Source organism: Bradyrhizobium sp. USDA3010 (assembly GCF_056429065.1).
Genome location: NZ_JBWJZD010000017.1, coordinates 111,827 through 124,664, shown reverse-complemented (window position 1 = coordinate 124,664; position 12,838 = coordinate 111,827). Strand labels below are relative to the sequence as shown.

The window sequence follows — 12,838 nt, the reverse complement described above, 5'->3', positions numbered from 1 at the left end:
GGCTGCTATTCAGCCTAGCCTCATCTCGCCCTAGCCCCATGGCCCGCGCTGGCCCGAGGCACCGCCCCACGGGCTGCGCGGCGGATAGCTGGCGCCGGCCGGGCGTGGCGCGGTCTGGGTGCCGAGTTCGGCGGCGAGCTGCTGCAGCGCGGCGATGCGGTTCGCGGTCGAGGGGTGGGTCGCGAACAGGTTGTCGACGCCATGACCCGATAGCGGGTTGACGATGAACATGTGCGCGGTGGCCGGATTGCGCTCGGCTTCCATGTTCGGCACCTGATGCGTTGAATTCTCGATCTTCGCGAGCGCGGACGCCAGCCACATCGGTTGCCCGACGATGCGCGCGCCAAAATTGTCGGCGGCGTATTCGCGGGTGCGGCTGATCGCCATCTGCACCAGCATGGCGCCGAGAGGCGCCAGGATCATCATCGCGATCGAGCCGACGATGCCGGGGCCGTTGTTGTTGCGGTTGCCGCCGAAGAACATGCCGAACTGCGCCAGCATCGAGATCGCACCGGCGATCGTCGCGGTGATCGTCATGGTCAGTGTGTCGTGGTGCTTGATGTGCGCAAGCTCGTGCGCGATCACGCCGGCGAGCTCCTCGCGGCTGAGCTGCTGCATCAAGCCAGTGGTGACGGCAACCGCGGCGTTCTCCGGATTGCGGCCGGTCGCGAACGCGTTCGGCTGCGCCTCGTCCATCACGAACACACGCGGCATAGGCAGCGCGGCACGCTGCGCGAGTTCGGCGACGAGATTGTAAAGGTCCGGCGCCGAACGCGCATCGACCTGATGGGCGCCGTACATCGACAGCACCATGCGGTCGGAATTCCAGTAGGTGAACAGGTTTGTCGCAGCCGCGACGATCAGCGCGATCACGGCGCCGGTGCCGCCGCCGATCAGATAGCCGACGCCCATGAACAGCGCGGTGAGGCCGGCAAGCAGGAGCGCGGTGCGGAAATAATTCATCGTGGTTCCCTCACGGCGAGCGGAATGCTGCCACAACTGACGCCGCTGAGGTAGGGATTTTGCCGCTGAAGCCGCAAGGGGAAGGCGTGCGTCGCAGCGACGCGGTGCGGATTACCGATTGGTCATGTCGATTGCCGTAGCCCGGATGAGTCCGTAGCCCGCATGAGCGAAGCGACATGCGGGAACAATGCCCCCGGATATCGCTTCACTCATCCGGGCTACGCAAGCCTGCCTACTCCGCCGGCTCCTGCGCGCGCGCGGTCTCCTGCTCGCGCAGCGCGACCCGCAGCATCCGGGCGAGCTGGGCGCGGCTGTAGGGCTTGGCCAGGAACAGGATGCCCTGCTCGAGCTTGCCGTCCTGGTCGATGGCGTCATCAGTGTAGCCCGACGTGAACAGCACGCGCAGGCCGGGGCGCCGCTTCTGCGCTTCGGTGGCGAGGTCGCGCCCGTTCATCGCGCCGGGCATGATGACGTCGGTAAACAACAGATCGACCGGCGCGCCGCTGTCGAGCACGGCGAGCGCTTCGCCGCCATTGTTGGCCGACAGCGTGGTGTAGCCGAGGCTCTCGATCTGGGTCAGCACGTAGGAGCGCACCAGCCTGTCGTCCTCGACGACAAGCACGATTTCCTGCGCGCCGCGCAGCTCCGGCTGCCGCCGCTCGGGTAACACGGCCGGCGAGAGCACCGCCGCGCGCGGCAGATAGAGCATCACCCTAGTGCCACGGCCGACCTCGCTGTCGAGCGCGATGTGGCCGTTGGACTGCTTGACAAAGCCGTAGACCATGGAAAGCCCGAGGCCGGTGCCCTTGCCGACGTCCTTGGTGGTGAAGAACGGCTCGAACACCTTTGCCAGATCGGCTTCCGCGATGCCCTGGCCGTTGTCGATCAGCGCGATCGCGACGTAGTCGCCGGCGGCAAGTCCGTCATGGCCGTGCACGTCTGATGGCTTCAGCTCGGCGGTACAGGTCTCGATCCGCAGTCGGCCGCCCTTCGGCATCGCATCGCGCGCGTTCAGCGCCAGATTGATGATCGCGGTAACCAGCTGGTTGGAATCGACCAGCGCACGCGGCAAATCCGGCATAGGGCGAAAATCGATATCGACATGGTCGCCGATGGTCGGCCGCAGCAGCTCGATGGTGTCGAGCATCAGCGCATTGACGTCGACATCGCTCGGCTGCAGCGGCTGCTTGCGCGCGAAGGCCAGCAGATGCCGCGTCAGCGACGCACCGCGCTCGGCGGCGTCGCGGATCAGACTGGTGATCTCGGTGAGCTGGCGGTTGTGGGCGACCGCCTCGGCCAGGATGTCGATGGTGCCGGTGATGACGGTGAGGATGTTGTTGAAGTCGTGCGCGATGCCGCCGGTGAGCTGGCCGACCGCTTCCATCTTCTGCGCCTGGCGGATCTTGCTCTCATTGACCTCGGCCTCGCGGAAACGCTCGAGCAGCAAATCCGACCGCTGGCGCTGCCGGCCCTCTTCGGCGAGCGCGACATGCGCCTCGCGCAGCTGTTGCTCGGTCGGGATCGCCAGAATTTTCGGGATCAGCGGCCAGAGCAGCACCGCGGTGAAGATCGAGGCGACAGCGGTGAGCGCCTTGACGATTCCTTCGAGGCCGTAGATCGGCACCCACAGCGTGTAGATCGAGAACACATGGGTGAGGCCGCAGGCAAGGATGAACGCGGCGAACGGCCAGGCCATCCAGCCGAACTGGAAGTCGCGCCGCTTGGAGACGAGGATCGCCAGCGCAAACGGAATCGAGAAATACGAAGCGGCAATGATCGCGTCTGAAATCACGTGCAGCCAGATCAGCTCCGGCTCCCACAACAGGCAGATGCCGTGTGGCGAAAACGTCGACGAATCCAACAGACGCTCGAGAAAACTCCACATGGGTCCCTCCGGGCGTGATCGATCCGCCGACACCCCTGCCCGCGAATCACCTGCGGATCATAGCGGCGGCTCTTCAACCTGCCGAAGCCCAATTGGTCTAACAGCGGCACCCCCGTTGTTGCCCGGTGTCGCCCTGGTGTATGCAGGATGCGCCTTGATCCCCCTATCCCAGCCGGTGACATCGATGCCAGCATCCTCCCTCCGCGCCCCGATCATGATCGCAGCGATCGCGGGGGCGCTGGCGCTCTCCTCGCTGGGTCAGGCGCAGCAGCCACTGCCCAATCCCGCAGGCTCCGCTCCGGTCAGGCCGCGCCCGGCCGCGGTGGCTTCGCCAAGGGCTGCGTCCTGCCACAACGGGCAGAGTTTCGATCGCTTCCTCGCCGAGCTGAAGCAGAAGGCGGTCGCCGCCGGCGTCTCGCAGCGCACGATCGCGGAGGCCGCGCCCTACCTGGTTTACGACCAGGGCATCGTCAACCGCGACCGCGGCCAGCGCGTGTTCGGGCAGATCTTCACCCAGTTCGCCGGCCGCATGGCCGCGAACTACCGGATGCAGCAGGGCCAGCAATACATCCGGACCTACGCGGCCGCGTTCGCGCGCGCCGAGAAGGAGTATGGCGTGCCGCCGGCGGTGATCGCCGCGTTCTGGGGACTGGAGAGCGATTTCGGCGTCCAGATGGGCAATCTGCCGACGCTGAAATCGCTGGTGTCGCTGGCCTATGATTGCCGCCGCTCGGAGATGTTCCAGGGCGAGACCATCGCGGCGCTGAAGATCATCGAGCGCGGCGACCTGACGCCCGACGAGATGATCGGCTCATGGGCCGGCGAGCTCGGCCAGACGCAATTCCTGCCGACGCACTATTTCAACTATGGCGTCGATTACGATGGTGACGGCCATCGCAACCTGCTCGCCAGCGGCCCCGACGTGATCGGCTCGACCGCGAACTACATCGCCAACGGATTGAAGTGGCGGCGCGGCGAACCGTGGCTGCAGGAGGTGCGCGTGCCGCAGGCCGCAAACTTTCCGTGGGACCAGGCCGACCTCACCATCAAGCTGCCGCGCTCGAAATGGGCAGCCCTCGGCGTCAGCTTGACCGACGGTAAGGCTCTGCCGAATGACGAGATGCCGGCCTCGCTGCTGTTGCCGATGGGCCGGATGGGACCAGCCTTCCTCGCTTATCCAAACTTCGCCGCCTACACCGAGTGGAATAACTCGCTGATCTATTCGACCACCGCCGGTTATCTCGCCGGCCGCATCGCAGGCGCACCGCCGATGCAGCGGCCGCACGCGCCGGTCGCGCAACTGCCGTTTGGCGAGATCAAGGAGCTGCAATCTCTTCTCGCGCGCGCCGGCTACGACGTCGGCAAGATCGACGGCGTGCTCGGCCAGGCGAGCCGCAGCGCGGTGAAGGCGATGCAGATGAAATACGGCCTGCCGGCGGATTCCTGGCCGACCGCGGAGCTCTTGGCGCGGATGCGCGGCGGTGGCCGCACGCAGCCGGCCGCAGACGCCGCGATGCCGCCGACGCGGTAGGGGGCGTCGTGCCGAACGGCCTGCCCACTCTTGGTCCGTCATCTTGAGGTGCGAGCGCAGCGAGCCTCGAAGGATCGACGGCCACCAGCCGGGCCGTGCATCCTTCGAGGCTCGCCGAAGAGGCTCGCACCTCAGGATGACGGACCAATATCCGGCACCATACGCAGAATATTTGACCAAGTGTTACAGCCGTCCGCAGTTGTATTCTTCCCTTCGCGGCCCCATGTGCAGCATCGCCGTTCGGCAGATCCGGATTTCATCAGAACAAAGAGCATCCACATGTCCTTTTATGACGCCGTCGTCCCCGCATACTTGCAGATCCTCAACAGCCTCACCGGCGAGCTGACCAAGGCCGAGGCGCATTGCGAAGCGAAGAAGATCGCGCCCGAGGTGCTGCTGGGATCGCGGCTTTATGCGGACATGCTGCCGCTGACCAAGCAGGTGCAGCTGGTCTGCGATCACGCCGCACGCGGCTGCGCGCGGCTGACCCATAGCGAGGTGCCGTCGACGCCCGACACCGAGAAGAGCTTCGGCGAACTGAAACAGCGGCTGGCGAAGACGATCGACTATGTGAAATCGTTCAAGCCGGAGCAGTTCGACGGCGCCGACGCCAAGGACGTCACCTTCCCGATCGGCGCCGAGCGCACCATGACCCTGAAGGGCCAGCAATTCGTCAGCGCCTTCTCGTTCCCGAACTTCTACTTCCACGCCGTCACCGCGCACGGCATCCTGCGCCACAACGGCGTCGAGATCGGCAAGCGCGATTTCCTCGGCGTGAGCTGACGCGATATTCCCCGCGGCGGGATTTTCTCACCTCTCGCCAAGGCTTCGGCGCGACACGTCGCCTCGCACGCCCGGCCGTGCTACTGCTCCCTGACAACAACAAGACGTCAGGGAGCACGCCATGTCGACCACCCATGCGCCGAAAGCCATCGATCCCGCAGCCTCGCTGCATGCGGAATCGCTGGGGCTTGCGAAAAATCACGGCCGCCTCGCCGGACGGCGCATCATCGTGGTCGGCGCGGGACAGCGCACAACCGTGGATGAAGCGCCGCCGATCGGCAACGGCCGCGCGATGAGCGTGCTGTTCGCACGCGAAGGCGCCTCGGTCGCCTGCCTCGACGTCAACAAGGACGCCGCCGACGACACCGTCGCGCAGATCACAAGCGAAGGCGGCAAGGCCTTCACCGATGTGGTCGATGTCTCCGACGTCGCGGCGATCGCGCCCGCGGTCGAACGCTGCGCGCAAAAGCTCGGCGGGCTCGACGGGCTGGCGCTGAATGTCGGCATTTCCTCTGGCCTGTCGCTGCCCAAGATGACGGCGGAAGCCTGGGACCGCGACTACGCCGTCAATGTGCGCAGCCACATGCTGTTCGCGCAGCAGGCGCTCGAGGTGATGGCGCCGGGCGGCGCGATCATCCTGATCTCCTCGATGGCGAGCCAGCGCGCCGGTGGGCGCAACCCGGCCTATGAATCCTCCAAGGCGGCGCAGATCGCGCTTGGGCGGGCGATCGCGCGGGCCGGCGAGGACAAGGGCATTCGCTGCAATGTGATCGCGCCCGGCTTCATGGACACGCCGATGGGCCGCGATGCCAGCCGCAGGCGATCGGACCGCGCCGTGACAGTGCCTTTCGGCCGCCAGGGCACTGGCTGGGAGGTCGCCTATGCTGCGCTGTTCCTGATTTCGAATGAATCCTCCTATGTGAACGCGCACACCCTGTTCCTCGATGCCGGCCACATGGGCGGAATCGTGCGTGGCTAGCCTGCAAACTGAGCATATCCCGGCCATTGCGCTCGTCGCGGCAATGCACAAATCTCTCCTCATCCGTCATTGTCTGGAACCATTTCACATGAGCCAACCGACCAAACTTCTCGAGCCCTACAAGCTTGGCCCGCTGACGCTGCCGAACCGCTTCGTGATGGCGCCACTGACGCGCAACCGCGCCGAACCCGGAAGCTTCGTGCCAAGCCCGCTCGCGGTGGACTATTACGGCCAGCGCGCCTCCGCCGGCCTTCTGATCACCGAGGCGAGCCAGGTCTCGCAGCAGGGCCAGGGCTATCAGGACACCCCCGGCATCTATTCGAAGGAACAGGTCGCGGCCTGGCGCAAGGTCACCGATCGCGTGCATGAGCGCGGCGGCCACATCTTCATCCAGCTCTGGCATGTCGGCCGTATTTCGCACACCTCGCTGCAGCCGAACGGCGGCGCGCCCGTGGCGCCGAGCGCGATCCGCGCCAAGACCAAGACCTTCGTGAACGGCACCTTCGCCGACGTGTCCGAGCCGCGCGCGCTGGAGCTGTCGGAAATCCCTGCCATCATCGAGGATTTCAAGCGCGGCACCGCGAATGCGCTGGCGGCCGGCTTCGACGGCGTCGAGATCCATGGCGCCAACGGCTATCTGCTCGACCAGTTCGCGAAGGACGGCACCAACAAGCGCACCGACGCCTATGGCGGTTCGATCGAGAAACGCGCCCAGCTGATGCTGGAGGTTTCCAAGGTAGTCGCCAAGGAGGCCGGCGCCGACCGTACCGGCATCCGCATCTCGCCGGTGACGCCGGCCAACGACGTCTCCGACAGCAATCCGCAACCGCTGTTCGACTACATTGTCGACCAGCTCAATGCGCTGAAGCTGACCTATATCCACGTCATCGAGGGCGCGACCGGCGGCCCGCGCGACATCGCACCGTTCGACTACGCCTCGCTGCGCAAGCGCTTCAAGCAGGCCTATGTCGCCAACAACGGCTACGACTTCGCGCTGGCGGAGAAGGTGCTGGAGGCGGGTGCTGCCGACCTGATCGCGTTCGGCAAGCCGTTCATCTCCAACCCCGACCTGGTCGAGCGGCTCAAGGCCGGCGCCCCGCTCAACGACTGGGACAAGGCAACCTTCTACGGCGGTGGCGCCAAGGGCTACACCGATTATCCGACGCTGAAGGCGACCGAAGCGGCGGAGTAACGTACACCAAAGCCTGTCATGCCCCGCGAAGGCGGGGCATCCAGTATTCCAGAGACGCCAGCGATTGATCGAGACGCCGCGGCGTACTGGATCGCCCGGTCAAGCCCGGCGATGACAACGGAGAAAACAGAAACGGCCGGGATCGCTCCCGGCCTTTCTTCATTGAGCGCACGCATTTGGATACCTATGCCTCGGCAGCCTCGCCGCTCTCCACCTCCTCCGCCACCATGCGGTCGAGGTTTCGATTGAGCCGCCGCAGCAGATCGAGCAGGGTCGCGGCTTCGGCCGCGCTGAAACCGGCCAGCGCACGGTCCTGATCGCGGTGCAACGCCTTGCGCGCGGCCGGCAGTTTGGCCCTGGCCGCCTTGGTCAGCGACACCAGCTGGCTGCGGCCATCGCCCGGCATCGGCCTCCGCTGCACCAGGCCATCGCGCTCCATCCGCGCCAGGATTTGCGCCATCGACGGCTGCTCGACCTTGGCGGCGCGGGCCAGATCGCGCTGTGACATCGCCTTGCCGTCGCGCAGCAGATAGATCACCGGCAATTGCCCGATGCTGAAGCCGTGCGGCTTCACGCGCCGTTCGCCGAGCCTGAGGAAGCTGCGCGAGGCCATGTTGACCAGCGGCGCCGGACGATCGAACAGGTCCCAGTCGGTCACGATCTCACCATTTACATAGGCGCCTATCTAGATTATATAGGCCACTATGTACCATGTTGTGAGCGTGGTGTCCATGAGTCCGAATCCAATTCGCATTGCCATCGTCGGCGCCGGCCCCGGCGGTCTGACGCTCGCCCGCCTGCTGCACGTTGCCGGGATCAAGACGTGTCTGTTCGAGCAAGACAGCTCGGCAACCGAGCGGCCGCAGGGCGGAACGCTCGACCTGCACGCCGAGAGCGGGCAGCTGGCGCTGGCGCGCGCCGGGCTCACCGACGGCTTCCTGCGTATCGCACGCTACGAGGATCAGGGCAGCAGGCTCTACACCAGCGATGGCCGGCTGCTGCTCGCGGATGACGACATGACCGGCGACCGTCCGGAGGTCGACCGCACGGCGCTGCGCGACCTGCTGCTGCAATCGCTGCCGCCGGATGCCATAGCCTGGGGCCGCGGCCTGCGCGAGGTCGCGCCGCGCGATGACGGCCGTTACGATCTCGTCTTCGACGATGCGCGCGAAGGGCCGTTCGATCTCGTGATCGGCGCCGACGGCGCCTGGTCCCGGGTGCGGCCGCTGGTGTCGCGCTATCAGCCGCAATACAGCGGGCTGACCTTCATCGAGTTCGGCATCGACGATGTCGACACGCAGCACCCTGCTCTGTCGGAGCTGGTCGGCCGCGGCAAGATGGGTGCAGAGAGCACCGGCCGCAGCCTGATGGTCCTGCGCAACGGCAACGCGCATCTGCGCGGCTATGCGATCTTCCGCGGGCCCGTTGAATGGGCCGAGCGGCGGTTCGACGTCACGTCGCCGGCCGCGGTGCGTCACGCGCTGCTCGGCGCATTCGCCGGATGGGCCGATGCCCTGCTCGACCTGCTCCGCGCCAGCAGTGATCAATTCGCGCTCCGGCCGATCCACGCGCTGCCGGTCGGGCATCATTGGACCAATCGCCCAGGCATCACCCTGCTCGGCGACGCCGCGCACCTGATGTCGCCGTTCGGCGGTGAGGGCGTCAACGCTGCGATGCTGGATGCGGTAGAGCTGGCGGCGCATCTGGTGGGATCAAAGGATTGGCGCGAGGCCGTTCGCGCCTACGAGGCCGGGATGTTCGTGCGCGTCGCCCAGCCCGCGGGCGAGGCCGCCGAAGCCGCCGCGACCGAGCTGTCGCATATCAGCCAGGAACTGACGCTGGCACACCACCAGGCGTACATGCAGATGCGTGCCGCAGCCGGCGACTGCGCCACGCGGTAAGCGCTGGTCATGAGTTCCGGCGCCGCATAGCATGGACCGCATCGAGCAAGCCTGAAGACGGTCGCGCACGGAATGAGCAAGGACAACGCCGAGGATATTGTTCGACGCGCCACCGCCGCATTCAACGGCGGCCGGCATGGCGAAGCGATCGAGCTCTGCGAGCGCGGCCTTGCGCGCCAGCCCGGCGAGCCGATGCTGAGCCATCTGCTCGCCGCCGTGTTGTTCGCCAAAGGCGAGATCGCACCGGCCCGCAGGCATATCGAGACCAGCCTGGCGCGGCGCCCGGACAATGCGGCGGCGCGGTTGCTCGCGGGGCGCCTCGCCCGCAGCGGCGGCGAATTCGATGCGGCACTGACGCATCTCGACCGCGCCATCGCGCTCAAGCCGCAGCGCGAGGCCTTCGTCGAGAAGGCACGCACGCTGGAGCTGGCCGGCCGCAAGGTGCAGGCCCGCGAGGCCTGGGAGGCGATCCTCAAGGCCATCCCCGAGCATCAGGAAGCCAATGCGAGGCTCGGCCGGCTTGCCTGGGAAGATGGCAATCTCGCCGATGCGGTGAGCCTGCTCGAGCGCGCTGTCGCGAGCGCGGCGCCGGCCTCGGTGTGGTTCGATCTCGGTGTCGCAAAGCAGGATCTGCGCGATCATGACGGCGCCGCACGCGCCTATCGCAAGGCGCTCAAGATCAAGCCGGATTACGCCGAAGCCGCGCTCAATCTGGGGATCACGCTGCAGGAGATCGGCGAGCCCGACGCCGCGATGCAGGCCTTCGCGCGCGCCTATGCCTTGCGTCCACAGCTGTTCGGATCGATCGCGATGGCGCTGACCTCGGCCCCGCACGGCCGGCTGTGGCTCGATGAGCGCGCGCTGCGTGCGGCGCTAGGTCACTAGCCGGCCGCGCTTGGCGCGGAAATGCTTGCGATAGACATTGGGTGCGGCCAACACCTCGCCGACGACCTTGGAATAGGCTTCACGGTGCGCATCGTCGAACGCTTCGAACACCAGTTCGGGAGCCGCGCGCGGCACTGCGAAGCATTGCACGACCGGCGTCCCTTTCGGCAACACGCCGGCGAAATCAGGCTGGGTCCAGACCGCCGGGAAATTGATCCCGCCGTCGTGAAACCGGTCGGCGTCGACTAGCCCCGAGATCACGCGGAATGGCAGGTCGTCGCGATTGACCGGATGGGTCGCGAACAGCGACCAGCCGGGCTCGAGCTCGATGGTCCAGAAGCTGTTGAATTTCAGCGCAGCCTGCCCGTTGGCGAACGGCGCGCCGGCGAATTGCGCGACGGGATGAAAGCTGAGCGGCGCGCGCGGATGGCCCTGCGTTGCCGGCTCCGGAATGTCCCAATCCCAGGCGAAGGCGCCGCGCTCGACCCTGACATCGCAAGGCAGCGGGATCATGACCCCATGGGCCATCGCATCGACGAAGGGCGGGCATTGCTTGACCGTGCGGATCTCGCGGTCGTGGATGTCGGAATGCGCCTTCGCCGGCATCGCACGCAGCCAATCGGGCAACGCGGTGCGGGCCGGGAACGGCCGCGGCAGATGATCGGCAAGCCGCGGGTCGCAGCGAAAAGTCATGCGCATGACGAAACTCCCCGATCATGATGCGATGACAAGGAGACGCATGATGATCTCATCGCGTCATTTGAGCACAATCCTGAACCGGTCTCCACAGCCACAGATCCAGCAAAAAAGGCCGGGATTGCTCCCGGCCTTTTGCAGTCTGCGGATGGCGGGCTGGTACGCCTTGCCGCCTTACTTCGCTTCGGCGCGCTTGGGCGGGGTCGCCGGCCACGACTTGATCAGCGTGTCGTAGTCGATCGTTTCGCCCTTCGGCTTCTCGTTCGCAAGCTTGCGCTGCGGAGCGATGGTGCCGTCCTTCTCGGCCTTCTTGTACCAGAACTCGGCGGTTTCCTTCTTGTTCAGCTTCGGTCCGCAGGCACCCTGCACACCTGACTTCTCAAGACGCTCCATCACCGAATCCTGGGCCGCGGCGAGCGCGTCCATCGCAGCTTGCGGCGTCTTCGCACCGGACGACGCATCGCCGATGTTCTGCCACCAGAGCTGAGCGAGCTTCGGATAGTCAGGCACGTTGTTGCCGGTCGGAGTCCACTGCACGCGCGCGGGCGAGCGGTAGAACTCGATCAGGCCGCCGAGCTTCGGCGCGCGCTCGGTGAACGACTTGTCCCAGATGTCGGATTCACGGATGAAGGTGAGACCAACATGGCTCTTCTTCAGGCTCGTCGTCTTGGACACGATGAACTGCAGATAGAGCCAGGCCGCCTTGCGGCGGTCAACCGGGGTCGACTTCAGAAGCGTCGCCGAACCCACGTCCTGGTAGCCGAGCTTCATGCCTTCCTTCCAGTACGAGCCGTGCGGCGACGGAGCCATACGCCACTTCGGCGTACCGTCCGCGTTCATCACGGGCAGACCGGGCTTCACCATGTCGGCGGTGAAGGCGGTGTACCAGAAGATCTGCTGGGCGATGTTGCCCTGCGACGGCACCGGACCCGACTCGGAGAAGGTCATGCCCTGTGCCTGCGGCGGAGCATACTTCTTCATCCAGTCCAGATACTTGACGATCGAATAGACCGACGCCGGACCGTTGACGTCGCCGCCACGCTCGACCGACGAGCCGACCGGACGGCAGCCTTCCATGCGGATGCCCCATTCGTCGACCGGCAGGCCGTTCGGGAGACCCTTGTCGCCGTTGCCGGCCATCGACAGCCAGGCGTCGGTGAAACGCCAGCCGAGCGAGGGATCCTTCTTGCCGTAGTCCATGTGACCATAGACGCGGACGCCGTTGACTTCCTTGACGTCGTTGGTGAAGAACTCGGCGATGTCCTCATAGGCCGACCAGTTCACCGGAACGCCGAGATCGTAGCCGTACTTGGCCTTGAACTTGGCCTTGTAGTCCGGGTTGGTGAACCAGTCGTAGCGGAACCAGTAGAGGTTCGCGAACTGCTGGTCGGGCAGCTGATAGAGGTGACCGTTCGGCGCCGTGGTGAACGACTTGCCGATGAAGTCGTCGACGTCGAGCATCGGATCGGTGACGTCCTTGGCTTCGCCCTTCATCCACTCGGTCAGGTCGACGGCCTGGCCATAGCGGAAGTGGGTGCCGATGAAGTCGGAGTCGTTGATCCAGCCGTCATAGACGTTCTTGCCGGACTGCATCTGGGTCTGGATCTTCTCGACGACGTCACCTTCCTGGATGATGTCGTGCTTGACCTTGATGCCGGTGATCTCCTCGAACGCCTTGGCGAGCGTGCGGGACTCATATTCGTGGGTGGTCAGCGTCTCGGAGACGACGTTGATCTCCATGCCCTTGAAGGGGGCAGCGGCCTTGATGAACCACTGCATCTCCTTCATCTGGTCGTCCTTGGAGAGGGTCGACGGCTGGAATTCGCTGTCGATCCACTTCTTCGCGGCCGCCTCGTCGGCGCGGGCCGGCGCGACAAGCGTGACCGATGCTGCGACGAGCGCGACCGCGCTGGTCATCGTCAAAAGCTTATCTTTAGTCATTCGTAAATGTCGCATTAGATTCCTCCGGTTGCAGCGACTAAATTCAGGCCCGGGTAGACCCCGGATCTGCTCTTTTTCGCGT

11 protein-coding genes are annotated in these 12,838 nt (G+C 65.6%); 6 read left to right on the top strand and 5 right to left on the bottom strand.

Translation table 11 applies throughout. The annotated features are described in order from the left end of the window. Positions 1-30 precede the first annotated feature (30 nt). The gene (htpX, locus tag AC066Y_RS24570) at positions 31-963 is read right to left on the bottom strand and encodes a zinc metalloprotease HtpX (RefSeq protein ID WP_478276117.1); all 933 of its coding nucleotides are present in this window, start codon (positions 961-963) and stop codon (positions 31-33) included. A 232-nt stretch (positions 964-1,195) separates the two neighbouring features. Continuing rightward, positions 1,196-2,848: an ATP-binding protein gene (locus AC066Y_RS24565; RefSeq protein WP_478276116.1), complete on the bottom strand. Its 1,653-nt coding sequence runs from the start codon at positions 2,846-2,848 to the stop codon at positions 1,196-1,198. 184 nt (positions 2,849-3,032) lie between these two features. Here AC066Y_RS24565 and AC066Y_RS24560 point away from each other — a divergent pair, with 184 nt between their 5' ends. From AC066Y_RS24560 to AC066Y_RS24545, 4 genes are all read left to right on the top strand, one after another. Then, positions 3,033-4,379, top strand: coding sequence for a lytic murein transglycosylase (locus AC066Y_RS24560; RefSeq protein WP_478276115.1), 1,347 nt, complete (start codon positions 3,033-3,035; stop codon positions 4,377-4,379). A gap of 279 nt (positions 4,380-4,658) precedes the next feature. After that, the gene (locus tag AC066Y_RS24555; protein WP_092124521.1) at positions 4,659-5,162 is read left to right on the top strand and encodes a DUF1993 domain-containing protein; all 504 of its coding nucleotides are present in this window, start codon (positions 4,659-4,661) and stop codon (positions 5,160-5,162) included. Positions 5,163-5,283: 121 nt separating this feature from the next. Beyond that, entirely contained in the window at positions 5,284-6,141 is an 858-nt protein-coding gene (locus AC066Y_RS24550; RefSeq protein ID WP_478276114.1) for an SDR family NAD(P)-dependent oxidoreductase, read from the top strand. 88 nt (positions 6,142-6,229) lie between these two features. Continuing rightward, positions 6,230-7,333 (top strand): alkene reductase, encoded by a 1,104-nt coding sequence (locus AC066Y_RS24545; protein WP_478276113.1) that lies wholly within the window; start codon positions 6,230-6,232, stop codon positions 7,331-7,333. Between the two features lie 184 nt (positions 7,334-7,517). On the opposite strand, the gene AC066Y_RS24540 is transcribed toward AC066Y_RS24545, so the two are convergent. Next, a complete protein-coding gene (locus AC066Y_RS24540) occupies positions 7,518-7,991 on the bottom strand; it encodes a MarR family winged helix-turn-helix transcriptional regulator (protein ID WP_478276112.1) in 474 nt (157 codons plus the stop codon). Positions 7,992-8,064: 73 nt separating this feature from the next. Here AC066Y_RS24540 and AC066Y_RS24535 point away from each other — a divergent pair, with 73 nt between their 5' ends. Next, the gene (locus tag AC066Y_RS24535; protein ID WP_478276111.1) at positions 8,065-9,234 is read left to right on the top strand and encodes an FAD-dependent oxidoreductase; all 1,170 of its coding nucleotides are present in this window, start codon (positions 8,065-8,067) and stop codon (positions 9,232-9,234) included. 72 nt (positions 9,235-9,306) lie between these two features. Further along, the gene (locus tag AC066Y_RS24530) at positions 9,307-10,119 is read left to right on the top strand and encodes a tetratricopeptide repeat protein (protein ID WP_478276110.1); all 813 of its coding nucleotides are present in this window, start codon (positions 9,307-9,309) and stop codon (positions 10,117-10,119) included. Here AC066Y_RS24530 and AC066Y_RS24525 read toward each other — a convergent pair. Together AC066Y_RS24525 and AC066Y_RS24520 are read right to left on the bottom strand one after the other, a co-directional pair. Next, entirely contained in the window at positions 10,108-10,818 is a 711-nt protein-coding gene (locus AC066Y_RS24525) for a hypothetical protein (RefSeq protein ID WP_456659515.1), read from the bottom strand. The genes AC066Y_RS24530 and AC066Y_RS24525 overlap by 12 nt on opposite strands. A 171-nt stretch (positions 10,819-10,989) precedes the next feature. Continuing rightward, positions 10,990-12,732, bottom strand: coding sequence for an ABC transporter substrate-binding protein (locus tag AC066Y_RS24520; protein ID WP_478276154.1), 1,743 nt, complete (start codon positions 12,730-12,732; stop codon positions 10,990-10,992). Between the last annotated feature and the right edge of the window lie 106 nt (positions 12,733-12,838).